Raw genomic sequence first — 15676 nt, 5'->3', positions numbered from 1 at the left:
GCTGGCCGTTTTCCGGTCAACGGAGGCGGTGCGCGGATGGGGATGGATGTTCACTCTCCGTTCGCACTTTGACGAGAATCTGCTAAAAGCGCGCGATGGATCAGCTTCTCTTTGTTATCGGCACGCAGCCCGTGACCCTCGCCCATGCGCTGATCGCCGGCGCGGCGCTCGGCTTCCTGCTGCTGCTCGCCGTTCTGCGGGCGGTCTCGCGCGCGGCACGGCACAGCGCCGAGGAAGCGGACGAGCAGGCCCGCCGGGCGGAAGACCTGGAAACGCGGCTGATCGAGCTCGCGCGCACGCAGGCGGAGACCGTCGGGCGCGTGCAGTCGATGGCCGAGGTGCTGGCGCAGCGCCAGGGCGAGCTCGCCCGCGCGGTGGCCGAGCGGCTGGACGCCTCCTCGCACCGGGTCGGCGAAAGCCTCGCGCGCTCGGCCGAGGCGACGCATGAGAACCTCGCCAAGCTCAATGAGCGCCTCGCCCTTGTCGATCAGGCGCGGGCGAGCCTTGGCGAACTCTCCGGGCAGGTGATGAGCCTGCGCGAGACGCTGTCCAACAAGCAGGCGCGCGGCGCCTTCGGCGAGGGCCGGCTGCAGGCGATCATCGCCGACGGCCTGCCGCGCGACAGCTTCGCCTTCCAGCACACGCTGGGCAATGGACGGCGCGCCGACTGCGCGATCTTCCTGCCCGGCGACAAGCGCCCGCTACTGGTCGATTCCAAATTCCCGCTGGAGGCCGTCACCGCCTATCGCGAGGCGCCGACGGCGGAAGCGCGCAAGCAGGCCGAGACGCGGCTCAAGGCCGATGTCGGCAAGCATGTGAAGGACATCGCCGAGCGCTACCTCATCAGCGGCGAGACGCAGGACATCGCCATGATGTTCGTGCCGTCGGAGTCCGTCTATGGCGAACTGCACGAGCATTTCGACGACGTGATCCAGCAGGCCTTCCGCGCCCGCGTCATCCTCGTCTCGCCCTCGCTGCTGATGCTGGCGGTGCAGGTGGTGCAGGCGATCTGCAAGGATGCGCGGATGCGCGAGCAGGCCGACCTCATCCGCGCCGAATGCGGCAAGCTGGTCGCCGACGTGATGCGGCTGCGGGACCGGGTGGGCAATCTGCAGAAGCATTTCGGCCAGGTGACCGACGACGTGTCGCAGGCGCTGACCTCCGCCGACAAGATCGCCAAGCGCGGCGCGCGCATCGAGCAGCTCGAATTCGACGGCGAGCCCATCCCCGCCGAGACGCCGCCACTCCCCATGGGCGAGGGCCTGCGACAGATCCGCGGCGCGGCGGAGTAAGGCGCGCCGCTCTCCCGCGCGTCGTCCCGCCTCGGCCATAGGCGGCGACCGTCCCCATGCGCCGTCATGGCCGGGCTTGGCCCGGCCATCCACGCCTTCCCCTTCGCGCCCGGCCCAAGTCATGGATCCCCGGGCCAAGCCCGGGGATGACGCGCTCAGGGTCGCACCGCCCCCGCTTGCCTGTGAGTTTCCCCAGCGTCTGTAATCGGTCGAATTCGTATCTGAAGCGGAATCTGATAGTCTGATAGAAACGTTCTATCGTACCCGTCAGGAAGCGTTGCGTGATCGATCGGTTTGAACTTCTGCTGGCGCTCGCCAAGGAGCGCCATTTCGGCCGCGCCGCCGAAGCGTGCGGCGTCACCCAGCCGACCCTCTCCGCCGGCCTCAAGCAGCTCGAGGAACAGCTCGGCGTGCGCCTCGTCGAGCGCGGCTCGCGCTTCATCGGCTTCACGCCGGAGGGTGAGCGCGCGCTGCAATGGGCGCGCCGCGTCATCGGCGATGTGCGCGCCATGCGCCAGGAAATCGCCGGCATGCGCAAGGGCCTGTCCGGCCATCTGCGCATCGCCGCCATCCCGACCGCCATGCCCATGCTCTCCGAGCTCACCACGCCCTTCCACGAGAAGCATGCCGATGTGCGCTTCACGCTGATGTCGGCGAGCTCGAACGAGGTGCTGCGGCTCATCGAGAATCTCGAGGCCGATGCTGGCATCACCTATCTCGACAATGATCCCGTCGGCCGGCTGAAGACGGTCCCGCTCTACAAGGAAGGCTATCGCTTCCTCACCTCGGTCGATTCCCCGCTGGGCGACCGGACGAGCGTGACCTGGGCGGAGATCGGCCAGGTGCCGCTCTGCCTGCTCACCCCCGACATGCAGAACCGCCGCATCGTCGACAAGCAGCTGGCGGAGGCCGGACACACCGTCACGCCGATGCTGGAGGCCAACTCCACCATCGCCCTGCTCTCGCATGTACGCACCGGCAAATGGGCGAGCGTCGTCGCCAAGACGCTGGCGGATGTGTTCGCCTTTCCGGCCAGCATCCGCTCCATTCCCATCGTCTCGCCGGAAGTTTCGCACCAGATGGGCCTCGTGGTGCTCGACCGCGAGCCGATGACGCCGATCGTCACCGCGCTGGTGGCGGAGGCCAAGGCGGTGGCCCCGGCGCTGACCGGCCGCATCTAAGGCGCGACGCCGACCCGACGGGAACCTGGTGCCTCTCTCCAAGTTGTCAGGGCGACGCGGCATCTGCCGCAGCTTGCACGGCGGCGACGACGCCGCCTCACATCTGGAGGCACACCATGCTGGGTTGGGCTCTGACCTTCCTCGTCGTCGCGCTGATCGCGGCGGTTCTCGGCTTCGGCGGCATCGCCGGCACGGCGATCGAAATCGCCAAGATCATCTTCTTCGTGGCGATCATCCTGTTCCTGGTTTCCGCCGTGGTCGGCATGCTCCGCGGCCGCTCGAGCCGGGCGCCCTGATCGTCCCTCACGGCCCGACACTGTGAAACGCCCCCGGCCACAACCGGGGGCGTTCTTGTATCGAGCGACGCACCCCAAACGCAGGCGGCGGGAGCGCGGAACCGGGCCGGACGGTGAACGCCGGGCACAGTTCCACGCTCCCGCGATGGCAGGTCGGGTCGGGATCGGGGATGGAGGGAAGAGGAGAGGGTCCGGCTCAGAGCCGGTCGCTGGCCGCCATGATGGCCTGGGTCGTCTTGTCGGGGCCGAAATCCCCGGCATCTTCGATCGCGAGCAATTCGCCCAGACGCTTGCGCGCCCGGTTCACGCGGCTCTTGATGGTGCCGACCGCGCATTGGCAGATCTCAGCGGCTTCCTCATAGGAGAAGCCAGAGGCACCCACGAGCACGAGCGCCTCGCGCTGGTCCGGCGGCAGCTTGTCGAGCGCCGTGCGGAAATCCTCGAAATCCAGATGGGTGTTCTGGTCGGGATTGGTGGTCAGCGTCGCGGCGAAGGCGCCGTCGGAATCGGGCACCTCGCGGCGGCGCTTGCGGTATTCCGAACGGAACAGGTTGCGCAGGATGGTGAACAGCCACGCCGGCAGGTTGGTCCCGGTGCGGAAGCTGTTGATGTTGGCGAAGGCCCGCAGCAGCGTCTCCTGCACCAGATCGTCGGCGCGGTCGACATTGCCGCTCAGCGAAATGGCGAACGCGCGCAGATTCGGAATGGCCGCGATGATCTCATCGCGCAGCACGGGATCGAACTGGCTCACTTCTCGCCTCCGCCCTCACCGGCCTTGGGATCCTTGGCCGGCTGATCGAGCTGCGAAAGAAGGTCGAGGAAACGATCGGGCACGCCCTGCCGCACCACGTCGTCATACATGGCGCGCAGATGCTGGCCGATCTTGCCCTGGATGTCGGTGCCGAGAGCGCTGCCCGCGCCCCCTGCCATAGGGGTCTTGCCCAGCGCTTCCGCGCTGACCGCATGTCCCCCGGACTGCTCGTCATTCATCTTGTGTTTTCCCGACATTGAGCCACCAAAAGCGGAAAGGGGAGGTCGGCTCCGTCGCTCGCTACCCCGGCATAACGGCGGTCGAGGCGACTGGTTCCAGAGCCGATGCAAATTTAAATTTTATTCTTGCGGCAGTATGGAACCATGCCCCTCATATGGCGTTAACCGTCGCTTGCCTTTTCGCACTTTGGGGAGACGCGTGTGAGCACCTCGCAACTTGTCGCGCAGCATTTGCCGTTCCTGCGCCGCTATGCCCGCGCGCTCAGCGGCAACCAGTCGGCTGGCGACGCCTATGTCACCGCCATGCTGGAAACGCTGATCGCCGATCCCTCGACGCTGGACCGTCAGGTCGAGCCGCGCGTGGCGCTCTACCGTCTGCTGACCCGCCTGTGGAACTCGGTCGCCATCAACGCCGAGATCGACCCGGCCTCCGCCGAAGTTCAGGGCGAGCGCCGCCTTGGCCATATAACGCCGATGGTGCGGCAGGCGTTCCTTCTGGTGTCGCTGGAGGGCTTCAGCGAGGAAGACGCCTCCTCCGTGCTGGACATCGACGTGCCCACGCTGCGCAACCTCGTCGAGGATGCCGGCCGTGAGCTCGCCGCCGAGATCGCCACCGAGGTGCTGATCATCGAGGACGAACCCTTCATCGCGCTGGACCTCGAAGGTCTCGTCGAGGGCCTCGGCCACCGCGTCAGCGGCATCGCCCGCACCCATTCGGAAGCTGTCAGCCTCGCCCGCCGCAAGGCGCCGGGCCTGATCCTCGCCGACATCCAGCTCGCCGACGGCTCGTCGGGGCTCGAAGCGGTGAATGAGCTGATCGAGGGCGTGGAAGTGCCGGTGATCTTCATCACCGCCTATCCCGAGCGCTTCCTCACCGGCGTGCGGCCGGAACCGGCCTTCCTCATCGCCAAGCCGTTCCAGCCCTCCACCGTCGCCGCCGTGATCAGCCAGGCGCTGTTCTTCGAGCGCAAGGCTCGCCCGCGGGAGCAGCGCGCCACCGCCTGACCCGGTTCATTCATGTCGCTCGATCTGAGCCTTATCGACATCGTTTCGCGGTGGACGACGATCCTGTCGTGCTTCGCGATGTCGGCCGGCATTTTCTATCTGATGATCCTGCGCCGGGATTTGTCCGGGCGCATGAAACTGCTTGGCTGCCTGTTCGGCGTGCTTCTGCTGCTGGTCGGGCTGTTGACGCTGATGGTGACGTGGGACAGCCGCGTGCCGCAGGGGATGCAGACCATCGTCCGCACCGGCCTCGCGCTGGTCAATGCTGTCGGTGCCGTGGCGCTGTGGCTCAATCTGCGTGCGCTCGCCGATCTGCCGACCCCCGCGCGGGTGGCGCAAGAGCAGCGCCGTCTGACGCTGGAGCTCGCCACGGTGCTGCAGCGCTATGAGATGGCGCTGCGCGGCTCCAATGTCGCGATCTTCACCCAGGACCGGAACCTTCGCTACACCTCGGTAAGCAAGCCGCTCTTCGGCCATCCCGTCGACATGGCGGTCGGCGCAACCGATGCGGATCTGCTGGGCGAGGCGCAGGCGCAGGCGATTTCGCTGCTGAAGCGCGAGGCGCTCGGCGCAACCGAGCCGCGCAAGGGCGAGGCCGAGGTCGACGAGGACGGAGCCAAGCGCTGGTACGACGTGCATGTCGAGCCGCTGCGCGACCTTTCCGGCGTCACGGTCGGCCTCACCGGCGCGGTGGTGGATGTCACCGACCGCAAGGAGAATGAGCAGCATCTGCGCCTGCTCATGCGCGAGCTGACGCATCGCTCGAAGAACCTGCTCGCCGTCATCCAGGCCATGGCGCGGCAAACCGCCCGCCATGCCGGCTCGATCGACGATTTCGTCGAGATCTTCAGCGCCCGCCTGCAGGCGCTCGCCCGCTCGCATGACCTGCTGGTGCAGGAAGGCTGGCACGGCGCCTCGCTCACCGACATGGTGCGCTCGCAGCTCGGCCATCACATCGACCGCGAGAACAGCCAGGTGTCGGTCGAGGGGCCGGACATCTTCCTCAAGCCCGAGGCGGCGCAGAATATCGGCCTCGCGCTGCACGAACTCTCCACCAACGCGGCGAAATATGGCGCGCTGTCGGTGCCGACCGGCCATGTCTCCATTGTCTGGGCGCGGCGCCCGGCCGACGCGGGCGGCGGGTTCGAACTGTCCTGGACGGAAAGCGGCGGCCCGCCTGTGGAGCAGCCGCGCGGGCGCGGTTTCGGCTCGCTGGTCATCGAGCGCAACCTCGCGCGCGCGCTCGACGGCACCGTTGAGCTGGACTTCGCCCCGAGCGGCCTTTCCTGCCATGTGACCGTACCCGAACCGCACGTCACCGCCAGTCGCTGACTCCCGCCGGCGGCGACGCAGACCAACACCCCAGCCCTTTTCCGCCCCATCGCTTGAAAAAAGCCGCGCCCTATTTCCGGCGCGGGAACTCGCGGCGTTTTACGCGCGTTAACCATTCGATACGGGGGACGCTGCTTAGCTCTCTCCCACATTTTTTCAGGATCACTGCTCGCGGACGACGATCCGGCGGGGCCACGGGCCGCGCACGGTGAGGCCCGTCATGGCCGCCGTTCCGGGCATCGGGGTGGAGAAGCACCATGAACGCCTTTGTCCGTGCCGCCGGAAAGTCCCCCTCCTATCTCATCGGCGCCGTCTGCGGCTTCGCGCTGGCGATCCCGGTCGCCGCGGTGGCGCTGGGGTCCAGCACCGCGTCCCATGCGGTGACGGCCGCAACGGTGAACGCGGCGATGGTTCAGGGACCGCGCGAACTGCCGACGCAGGCGCAAATGGTGAACCGCTCCACCAAAGGCGCGCGGCTTGATCTGCGCATCCCGCCGGCGCCGGTCGGCAGCTCCATGATGGCGAAGAACGTGCTGCCGGGCGCGCCCGCTCTCTCCTCCGTCGGCGCCAATGGCGCGGCGACCGCGCAGAACGCCCCGGAGCTTCAGCCTGCCCGCGCCGCGCGCCCGCCGAAAGGCTGCGTTTCGGCCCTCGGCCCCACTCGTTCCAGCCTCGCGACCGAAGACCTGACCATTTGCGTCGCATCGGCCGAGATGATTGGTAATATTGTCTTCTGACGCAACGTAATACTCACGAAGGAACAAACGTAAAGCTTCAACGTTTACTTTGCAAGCAGCCGAAATGGCCGCGCCTTCCTCGATATTACGTACAGGAGAAAGACGATGACCAACAAGTTCGTGACCCTCACGGCCGTCGCCGCCCTGTCGCTGGCTCCCGCGGTGGCCTTCGCGCAGAGCGCGACGCCCGGCAGCACGACCCCGCCCGCCGCTTCCCCGGTCGCCCCCGACGCCGGCACCCCGCAGGCGCCCGCCTCCGAGATGCCGAACTCCCCGACCGGCACCATGAACAACAGCGCCGCCCCGTCTGGCACGTCGAGCGCCGCCCAGACCACGGTTCCGGCGACGCCGAAGTTCGTCAGCACCCAGTCCAGCGGCCAGTGGCTCGGCTCGGACCTGATGGGCACCGCCGTCGTCACCTCCAATGACGAGTCGCTCGGCTCGATCAGCGACGTGGTGATCGACCGTGACGGCTCCATCGTCGCGGCGGTGATCGATGTCGGCGGCTTCCTTGGCATCGGCGCCAAGCCGGTCGCGGTCTCCTTCGACTCGCTGACCCCGACCCCGACCGACAACGGCCAGAAGATCGTCGTCGCCCTGACCAAGGAAGAGCTGAACTCGGCACCCGAGTTCAAGTCGCTGGACGACAATCGCAGCGAAGCCTCCAGCACGACCGGCACCGCCGCTCCCGCGACCACCAACTGACCTCGCGCATCACCTACCGATCCCCGGCCTGGCGCCGGGGATCTCGTCTAGCGACGGCCGCGCCCGCCGCGCCCGTCAGGACGGACATGCCCGGCCATCCCGTGTGAGGTGGCCGGGCATGTCGCGTTTCCCAGTTGGCGTTTCCGCCCTGCCCGGCCACCTGGCGAGGGAGGATGCGGCGCCCGATGACGCGGCCGCGCGGATCGGGTAAAGCGGGGGGTGACCAGCCGGACCCCGACATGACCGAGCCCCGCCGCCGCCGCGCCGACCATCCCTTCCGCGAGCTCTTCGATCTCGACGCGATGCGGGTGGAACTCTCCGCCCTCGCCGCCTCCGTCATGCAGGGGCCCGCCTCGGGCCGCGAGATCGAGCTGCGCGGCCAGCTGGCCCGCCGGCTCAAGCTCGCCTACCAGCAGGGCCACAAGACCGCCGAGCGCTGGCTGATGGAGGAAGGCTCCGGCCGGCGCTGCGCCGAGCGGCTGTCGCGGCTGCAGGACGAGATCATCCAGCTCGTACATGAGCTGGTCGTGCGCTACCTCTACCCCTCCGACAACCCGTCGACCTCCGAGCGCATGGCGATCATCGCCGTCGGCGGTTATGGACGCGGGCTGATGGCGCCGGGCTCGGACACCGACATCCTGTTCCTCCTGCCCTACAAGCAGACCGCCTGGGGCGAGAGCGTCGCCGAGGCCATGCTCTATGTGCTCTGGGACATGGGGCTGAAGGTCGGCCACGCCACGCGCTCGGTCGACGAGTGCATCCGCCAGGCCCGCGCCGACATGACGATCCGCACCGGCATTCTCGAGGCGCGGCTGCTGCTCGGCGAGCGGGCCCTGTTCAACGAGCTCACCTCGCGCTTCGATGCGGAAGTGGTGCAGGGCACGGCCGCCGAATTCGTCGCCGCCAAGCTCACCGAGCGCGAGGACCGGCTGAAGCGCGGCGGCCAGTCGCGCTATGTGGTCGAGCCCAATGTGAAGGACGGCAAGGGCGGCCTGCGCGACCTGCACACGCTGTTCTGGATCGCCAAATATGTCTACCGCGTCCACGAGACGCGCGAACTCGTCGCCAAGGGCGTGTTCACCGATGAGGAAGCCCGCATCTTCCGCCGCTGCGAGGATTTCCTCTGGTCGGTGCGCTGCCATCTTCACTTCGTCACCGGCAAGGCGGAAGAGCGCCTGTCCTTCGACGTGCAGCGGGAAATGGCCGAGCGCCTCGGCTATGTCTCGCATCCCGGCATGCGCGACGTCGAACGCTTCATGAAGCACTATTTCCTCGTGGCGAAGGATGTCGGCGACCTCACCGCCATCGTCTCCGCCGCGCTGGAGGACCGCCACGACAAGCCGGTGCCGCGCCTCAACCGGATGATCGCCCGGCTGCGCCGCTCGCCGCGCCGCAACTTCAAGGAAACGACGGATTTCATCGTCGACAATGACCGCATCAATGTCGCCGATTCCAGCGCTTTCGGCCGTGATCCGGTCAACCTGATCCGCATCTTTCACCTCGCCGGCAAGCACGGCCTCGCCTTCCACCCGGACGCGATGCGCCTCGCCACCCGCTCGCTGAAGCTGATCGACGCGCGGGTGCGCGAGCACCCCGAAGCCAACCGGCTATTTCTGGAAATCCTGTGCTCGCGCGACAGCGCCGAGATCGTGCTGCGGCGGATGAACGAGACCGGCGTGCTCGGCCGCTTCGTGCCGGAATTCGGCCGCGTCGTCGCGATGATGCAGTTCAACATGTACCACTCCTACACGGTGGACGAGCATCTCATCCGCTCCATCGGCGTGCTCGCGCGCATCGAGCAGGGCGACCGGCCGGATTTCGGCCTCGCCAACGAGCTGATGCAGCAGATCAAGAACCGCCAGCTGCTCTATGTCGCGACCTTCCTGCACGACATCGCCAAGGGCCGGCCGGAGGACCACTCGGTCGCCGGCGCCCGCGTCGCCCGCAAGCTGTGCCCGCGCTTCGGCCTGTCGCCGAGCGACACGGACACGGTGGCCTGGCTGATCGAGCAGCACCTCACCATGTCCACCATCGCGCAGTCGCGCGATCTCTCCGACCGCAAGACCATCGAGAACTTCGCCGCCGTGGTGCAGAGCCTCGAACGGATGCGGCTCCTGGAAATCCTCACCACCGCCGACATTGCCGCGGTCGGGCCGGGCGTGTGGAACAACTGGAAATCCCAGCTCCTGCGCACGCTCTATTACGAGACCGAGCCGGTGGTCACCGGCGGCTTCTCGGAGAGCAACCGCTCCCAGCGCGTCGGCCGCGCGCAGGCCGAGTTCCGCGCCGCCATGAAGGACTGGGAGGCGCCGGCGCTCGAGGCCTATGCCGCGCGTCACTACCCGTCCTACTGGCTGCAGACCGACCGCGACCAGCAGGTCGCCCATGCCCGCTTCATCGTCGAGGCCGAGACGGCGGGCCGCGCGCTCGCCACCGCGACCAAGACCGACCCGGCGCGCGGCATCACCGAGCTCACCGTCTTCGCGCCGGACCATCCCAAGCTGCTGGCCGTCATCGCTGGCGCCTGCGCCAGCGCCGGGGCGCATATCGTCGACGCGCAGATCAGCACCACGACGGATGGGCGGGCGCTCGACACCATCTCGCTCACCCGCGCCTTCGAGCGCGACGAGGACGAGCTGCGCCGCGCCGACCGCATCGCCGGCGCCATCGAGAAGGCGCTGTCGGGCGAGATCCGGCTGCCCGAGGTGGTGGCGAAGAAGCTCACCAAGCGCCCGCGCGCCTTCACCGTCGAGCCCGAGGTGACGCTGAACAATTCGTGGTCGAACAAGCACACGGTGGTGGAGGTCTCCGGCCTCGACCGGCCGGGCCTGCTCTACGGCCTCACCCAGACGCTCTCGCGCCTCAACCTCAACATCGCCTCGGCGCATGTGGCGACCTTCGGCGAGCGGGCGGTCGACGTGTTCTACGTCACCGACCTGATGGGCGCGAAGATCATGGGCGCCGCCCGCCACTCCGCCATCCGCCGCGCCCTCCTCGCGGTGCTCGACGCGGACGACGAGGCGAACGCGGCGTAAAGCCCGCTGGCACCGGCGCGCCCGGCGCGGTATCGACATCCCGTCGACCCTTCCGGGAGCTGCCGCGTGCATGAGATCGCGCTGATATTGGTGTGCCTCGCCTTGGGCGTGGTGCTGCGCTGGAGCGGGCGGCTGCCGGACAATGCCGGCAAGGTGCTGTCCGGCTGGGTGATCAATGTCGCGCTGCCGGCGGCGGCGCTGGAGAGTTTTCACAAGCTCACCGTCCATCCCGACTGGTGGCTGGCGGCGGCGACGCCGTGGCTGGGCGTGGCTGTCGCCATCGCCGTGCTGGTGCCGCTGTGCCGGGCGCTCGGCTGGTCGCGCGGGCGCACCGGGGCGCTGATCCTCGGCGCGGGCTGGGGCAACACCTCCTTTGTCGGCCTGCCGATGATCGCCGCCTTCGCGGGCAGCCAGTGGCTGGGCCTCGGCATCGTCATCGACCTGTTCGGCTCCTATCTCGCGCTCTCGACGCTGGGCCTTGCCATCGCGGCGGTGGCGAGCGAGGGCCGGCTGGACCTGAAGGCCGTGGGCAAGCGCATCGCCACCTTCCCGCCCTTCATCGCCATCCTCATCGCCTTCGCCACCAACCATCTCGACCGGCCGGACTGGCTCGACCAGATCGTCACCGCGCTGGCTGCCACGCTCACGCCGCTGGCACTCGCCGCCGTGGGCTACGCGCTGCGCATCGACCGGCTGAAGCACCATCTGGCGCCGCTCAGCGTGGGGCTCACGCACCGGCTGCTCCTCGCCCCGGCGCTGCTCATCGGGATGTATGCCGCGCTCGGCGACACCTCGGACCCGGTGGCGAAAATCGCCATGCTGGAAATGGCCATGCCGCCCATGCTCGGCGCCAGCGTCATCGCCATGGACAACGATCTCGAACCCGACCTGATCGCCGCGCTGATCGGCATCGGCGTGCCGCTCTCCATGCTCACCGCCTTCGGCTGGTGGACGCTGATCGCGGGCTTCTGACCCTTTCCCCTCCCGGAGACGACCCCATGAAGATCGCGCTTGAAGAACACGTCGTCTTCCCGGCTTTCCTCGACTATCTCGCCCACGCCATGCCGAAGGTGACACCGGGGGTCTATGCCGACATCGTCGCCCAGCTCTCGGATTTCGGCGAGCGGCGGCTCGCCGCCATGGACGCGGCGGGGGTCGGCCGGGCGGTGCTCTCGCTCTCCGGTCCGGGGGTGCAGATCGAGCGCGACACCGCCGTCGCGCTGCGCGGCGCGCGGCTGGCGAACGACCTCCTCGCCACGGAGATTCAGCGCCGGCCGGACCGCTATGCCGGCTTCGCGCATCTCGCTCTGCAGGATCCCCTGGGCGCCGCCGACGAGCTGGAACGCTGCGTGCGCGAGCTCGGTTTCGTCGGCGCCATGGTCAATGGCCACACGCTCGGCGTCTATCTCGACGACCCGCGCTTCGCCCCGTTCTGGGAGCGGCTCGAGGCGCTCGACGTGCCGCTCTATTTGCATCCCGACGACAGCTTCGTGAAGCCCTATGTGCTGGAAGGCTGCGACGAGCTGCTGAAGCCGACCTGGGAATGGACCTTCGAGACCGCCTCGCACGCGCTGCGGCTGGTCTTTGCCGGGGTGTTCGACCGCTACCCGCGCGCCAGGCTCATTCTCGGCCATATGGGCGAGACCCTGCCCTATGTGCTCTGGCGCCTCGACAGCCGGGCGGCGCTGACCACCGGCAACCGCCCGCTCGCCGCGCCGCCCTCGCATTATCTGCGCAGCAATGTCTACGTCACCACCTCCGGCCAATGCGCCGACGTGCCGCTCATCGCCGCGCTCTCGGCGCTGGGCGAGGACCGGGTGCTGTTCTCCATCGACTACCCCTATGAGGACTCCGCCACCGCCGCCCGCTTCATCGAGAACGCGGCGATCGACGAGACGGTGCGCGACAAGGTCTGCCGCCGCAACGCCGAAGCCCTGCTGCGCCTGCCGGCCGGCTGAGGCGCGAGCCGGCCCCCCACGCCGCAATCTCTCCGCTTAACCCCCCTTTAAACGCCGTCATTTAGGGTTCGTTTACCGGTGGGGCTTGGGGGTGTTGCGTTTCATGTTCGGACGGCGCGGTCAGATCGAGCGGCGGGAGCCGGTGCTGGGCACGCCCGGCTTCGACGGCGACCTGCGCCTGACCGCCGACGACCGCCCGACGGTGGCCTCCGCGCCCCTCGCCCGCGAGCGCGCCTCCAGCGGCAAGGCCCGCAAGGGGGACGCCAAGGACAGCGCCGGCAGCAGCAAAGGCCGCGCGCGCGGCGCCTCCGGCGGCGGGCGCGGGCGGGGCCGCAAGCGCGGGCTCATCAGTCGGCTGCTCTATTGGGGCGTGGTCCTCGGCCTCTGGGGCGTGATCGCGGTGGGCGGCCTCATCTTCTATGAGGCGAGCCAGCTCCCGCCCATCCAGAACCTCGCCATTCCCGAGCGGCCGCCCACGGTCATCATCCAGGGCGCGGACGGCAAGGCGATCGCCACGCGCGGCGAGATGGGCGGGGCGAATGTGCCGCTGCGCGCGCTGCCGCCCTATCTGCCGCAGGCTTTCGTCGCCATCGAGGACCGGCGCTTCTATGCGCATTTCGGCCTCGACCCGCTGGGCCTTGCCCGCGCCGTGGTGGTCAACCTCACCGCCGGCCGGCTGCGCGAGGGCGGCTCGACGCTGACCCAGCAGCTCGCCAAGAACCTGTTCCTGACACAGGAGCGCACCCTCTCGCGCAAGATCCAGGAACTGATCCTGTCGATCTGGCTGGAGACCAAATACTCGAAGAACGAGATCCTCGAACTCTATATGAACCGCGTCTATTTCGGCGCGGGCGCCTATGGCGTCGAGGCCGCCGCGCAGCGCTATTTCGGCAAGTCCGCGCGGCAGGTCACGCTGTCGGAAGCGGCGATGCTGGCCGGCCTCGTCAAATCCCCCTCCTCCCTCGCCCCGACCCGGAATCTCGATGGCGCGCAGGCCCGCGCCGAGGTGGTGCTGGCGGCGATGCGTGACGCGGGCTTCATCTCGGGCGAGATGCAGCAGGCCGCGCTCGCCCGCCCGGCGACACTGGCCAAGGGCCAGGGACCGGATTCCACCGGCTATGTCGCCGACTGGGTGATGGAGCAGCTCAAATCCATCGTCGGGCCGATCACGCAGGACATCATCGTCCAGACCACCATCGAGCCGAGCCTGCAGGCGGCGGCGGACCGGGCGCTGAAGGACACGCTGGCCAAGAGCGGCAAGAAGTTCGGCGTCGAGCAGGGCGCCGTGGTGGTGATGGACACCGATGGCGGCGTGCGGGCGCTGGTCGGCGGGCGCTCCTATGAGGAGAGCCAGTTCAACCGCGCCATCACGGCGAAACGCCAGCCGGGCTCCTCCTTCAAGCCCTTCGTCTACCTCACCGCCATGGAGCGCGGGCTCACGCCCGAGAGCGTGCGCGAGGACGCGCCGATCCAGATCAAGGGCTGGAAGCCGGAGAATTTCTCCAAGGATTATCGCGGCCCGGTGGAGCTGAAGACGGCGCTCGCCTTCTCGCTCAACACCGTCGCCGTGCGCCTCGCGCTGGAAGTCGGGCCCGAAGAGGTCATCAAGACCGCGCACCGGCTCGGCATCACCTCCAAGCTCGAGCCCAACGCCTCCATCGCGCTCGGCACGTCGGAAGTCTCGCTCTTGGAGATGGCGAGCGCCTATGCGCCCTTCGCCAATGGCGGCATCGGCATCACGCCCCATGTCATCGAACGGGTGCGCGACAAGTCCGGCACGGTGCTCCACGCCTATGCCCAGCCGAGCCGCGGCATGGTGATGGCGCCGCCGCATGTGGCGATGATGAACCGCATGATGCAGGACGTGCTGGTGGTCGGCACGGCGCGGCGGGCGGACCTGCCGGGCTGGCCGGCGGCGGGCAAGACCGGCACCAGCCAGGATTACCGCGACGCCTGGTTCCTCGGCTATACCGGCCGCTTCGTCGCCGGCGTGTGGCTCGGCAATGACGATGCCTCGCCGACCAAGAAGGCCGGCGGCTCCGGCCTGCCGGTCGACATCTGGAGCCAGGTGATGAAAGCGGCGCACAAGGACATGCCGCCCGTCGCCCTGCCCGGCGCGGGCACCTATCTGCCGGGTGGCACGGTTCCGCCGGGCGAGGTGCCGGACGAACCGGTGGTCACCGGCGGCCCGCAGCCCGCCACGCGCAGCGCGCCGAAGCCGGGCCTCGACAACTGGCTGATGGAAAAGCTGTTCGGTCGAAGCTGACCCTCGGCCGAGGCAGGCTCAGTCTTCCGCGCCGTAGCGGTGAAGTTCCGCGCCATGCGCCTTCAGCCACGCTTCCGCCCGCTCGCGCGCCGGAAACAGCCGGTCGACCGTCGCCCAGAAGCGCGGGCCATGGTTCATCTCGCGCCGGTGCGCCACCTCATGGGCGGCGAGATAGTCGAGCACCTCCGGCGGGGCAAAGATCAGCCGCCAGGAATAGGACAGCGCGCCCTGCGCCGAGCAAGAGCCCCAGCGGCTGGCCGTGTCGCGCAGCGTGACGCGGGTGATCGTCACCCCCAGCTCGGCGGCATGGCGGCGGGACGCCTCGATGAGATCGCGCTTGGCCTCGCGCTTGAGAAAATCGGTGACGCGCCGGGCGACGTGGGCCGCCTCGCCGGCGACCATGAGCGCCGGCCCGCCTTCCGCCTCGCCGGTCCACACCGTGCCGCGCGCGGCCGGCGCATGAACGATGCGGTGGGACACGCCGCGCAGCGGGATCACCGCGCCGGGCGCGAAGGCGACGGTTTGCGGCAGCTTGTCCAGCCGCACCTTGATCCAGCCGGCATGGCGGCGGGCGAAATCATAGGCCTCGTTCAGCGTGCCGCGCGCCGGCAGGGTCAGCACCACGTCGCGCGTCGCCGCCCGCACACGCAGCGTGTAGCGGCGGGCGCGGGGATTGCGGCGCAGCGTGACGGGGATTTCCTCGACGCCGACCCGCACGCGGAAGCTCGCGGGCTCCACCACGACAGGACGGGTGGCCCGCGGCGGGGCGCGTTTCGGGGCGGGAGGCTGCGCAGGGCGGAAGAGCATCAGTCCACCGGGCCGGGAAATCCGGGCGCCATTATGGCGCCCTGCGGGCCGGGCGTCAGCCAGGTTTTGCCG

The 15676-nt window shown here is 68.7% G+C and carries 14 protein-coding genes; 11 read left to right on the top strand and 3 right to left on the bottom strand.

What is annotated here, in order from left to right; genetic code table 11:
* Positions 1-95 precede the first annotated feature (95 nt).
* The 3 genes from rmuC to AncyloWKF20_RS20010 all read left to right on the top strand — a co-directional run bounded on the left by rmuC (position 96) and on the right by AncyloWKF20_RS20010 (position 2769).
* Entirely contained in the window at positions 96-1292 is a 1197-nt protein-coding gene (rmuC, locus tag AncyloWKF20_RS20020; RefSeq protein WP_279315698.1) for a DNA recombination protein RmuC, read from the top strand.
* Between the two features lie 281 nt (positions 1293-1573).
* Complete coding sequence (locus tag AncyloWKF20_RS20015; RefSeq protein ID WP_279315697.1) at positions 1574-2473, top strand: LysR family transcriptional regulator; 900 nt, start codon at positions 1574-1576, stop codon at positions 2471-2473.
* Between the two features lie 116 nt (positions 2474-2589).
* Complete coding sequence (locus AncyloWKF20_RS20010) at positions 2590-2769, top strand: DUF1328 domain-containing protein (protein WP_267583804.1); 180 nt, start codon at positions 2590-2592, stop codon at positions 2767-2769.
* Positions 2770-2965: 196 nt separating this feature from the next.
* On the opposite strand, the gene AncyloWKF20_RS20005 is transcribed toward AncyloWKF20_RS20010, so the two are convergent.
* Together AncyloWKF20_RS20005 and AncyloWKF20_RS20000 are read right to left on the bottom strand one after the other, a co-directional pair.
* On the bottom strand, positions 2966-3520 hold the full coding sequence (locus AncyloWKF20_RS20005) for a sigma-70 family RNA polymerase sigma factor (RefSeq protein WP_279315696.1): 555 nt from the start codon (positions 3518-3520) through the stop codon (positions 2966-2968).
* Complete coding sequence (locus AncyloWKF20_RS20000; protein WP_279318040.1) at positions 3517-3699, bottom strand: NepR family anti-sigma factor; 183 nt, start codon at positions 3697-3699, stop codon at positions 3517-3519. The genes AncyloWKF20_RS20005 and AncyloWKF20_RS20000 overlap by 4 nt, the downstream gene beginning before the upstream one ends.
* 261 nt (positions 3700-3960) lie before the next feature.
* Between AncyloWKF20_RS20000 and AncyloWKF20_RS19995 the strand changes: the two genes are divergently transcribed.
* The 8 genes from AncyloWKF20_RS19995 to AncyloWKF20_RS19960 all read left to right on the top strand — a co-directional run bounded on the left by AncyloWKF20_RS19995 (position 3961) and on the right by AncyloWKF20_RS19960 (position 14797).
* Positions 3961-4764, top strand: a complete 804-nt coding sequence (locus tag AncyloWKF20_RS19995) for a response regulator (RefSeq protein WP_279315695.1) — start codon at positions 3961-3963, stop codon at positions 4762-4764.
* A gap of 12 nt (positions 4765-4776) precedes the next feature.
* On the top strand, positions 4777-6096 hold the full coding sequence (locus AncyloWKF20_RS19990; RefSeq protein ID WP_279315694.1) for an HWE histidine kinase domain-containing protein: 1320 nt from the start codon (positions 4777-4779) through the stop codon (positions 6094-6096).
* A 257-nt stretch (positions 6097-6353) separates the two neighbouring features.
* Positions 6354-6833, top strand: a complete 480-nt coding sequence (locus AncyloWKF20_RS19985) for a hypothetical protein (RefSeq protein WP_279315693.1) — start codon at positions 6354-6356, stop codon at positions 6831-6833.
* 105 nt (positions 6834-6938) lie between these two features.
* Positions 6939-7538: a PRC-barrel domain-containing protein gene (locus AncyloWKF20_RS19980; protein ID WP_279315692.1), complete on the top strand. Its 600-nt coding sequence runs from the start codon at positions 6939-6941 to the stop codon at positions 7536-7538.
* Positions 7539-7777: 239 nt separating this feature from the next.
* The gene (locus AncyloWKF20_RS19975) at positions 7778-10573 is read left to right on the top strand and encodes a [protein-PII] uridylyltransferase (RefSeq protein ID WP_279315691.1); all 2796 of its coding nucleotides are present in this window, start codon (positions 7778-7780) and stop codon (positions 10571-10573) included.
* A gap of 66 nt (positions 10574-10639) precedes the next feature.
* On the top strand, positions 10640-11545 hold the full coding sequence (locus AncyloWKF20_RS19970; RefSeq protein WP_279315690.1) for an AEC family transporter: 906 nt from the start codon (positions 10640-10642) through the stop codon (positions 11543-11545).
* A gap of 26 nt (positions 11546-11571) precedes the next feature.
* Positions 11572-12531, top strand: a complete 960-nt coding sequence (locus AncyloWKF20_RS19965; protein WP_279315689.1) for an amidohydrolase family protein — start codon at positions 11572-11574, stop codon at positions 12529-12531.
* A 103-nt stretch (positions 12532-12634) separates the two neighbouring features.
* Positions 12635-14797: a penicillin-binding protein 1A gene (locus tag AncyloWKF20_RS19960; protein ID WP_279315688.1), complete on the top strand. Its 2163-nt coding sequence runs from the start codon at positions 12635-12637 to the stop codon at positions 14795-14797.
* A gap of 18 nt (positions 14798-14815) precedes the next feature.
* Here AncyloWKF20_RS19960 and AncyloWKF20_RS19955 read toward each other — a convergent pair whose 3' ends face one another.
* The gene (locus AncyloWKF20_RS19955) at positions 14816-15604 is read right to left on the bottom strand and encodes a SprT family zinc-dependent metalloprotease (RefSeq protein WP_279315687.1); all 789 of its coding nucleotides are present in this window, start codon (positions 15602-15604) and stop codon (positions 14816-14818) included.
* Positions 15605-15676: the final 72 nt, after the last annotated feature.

This window comes from Ancylobacter sp. WKF20 (assembly GCF_029760895.1).
Classification (GTDB): domain Bacteria; phylum Pseudomonadota; class Alphaproteobacteria; order Rhizobiales; family Xanthobacteraceae; genus Ancylobacter.
The sequence above is the reverse complement of the archived record's forward strand: the minus strand, read 5'-3'. Positions and strand labels throughout refer to the sequence as shown.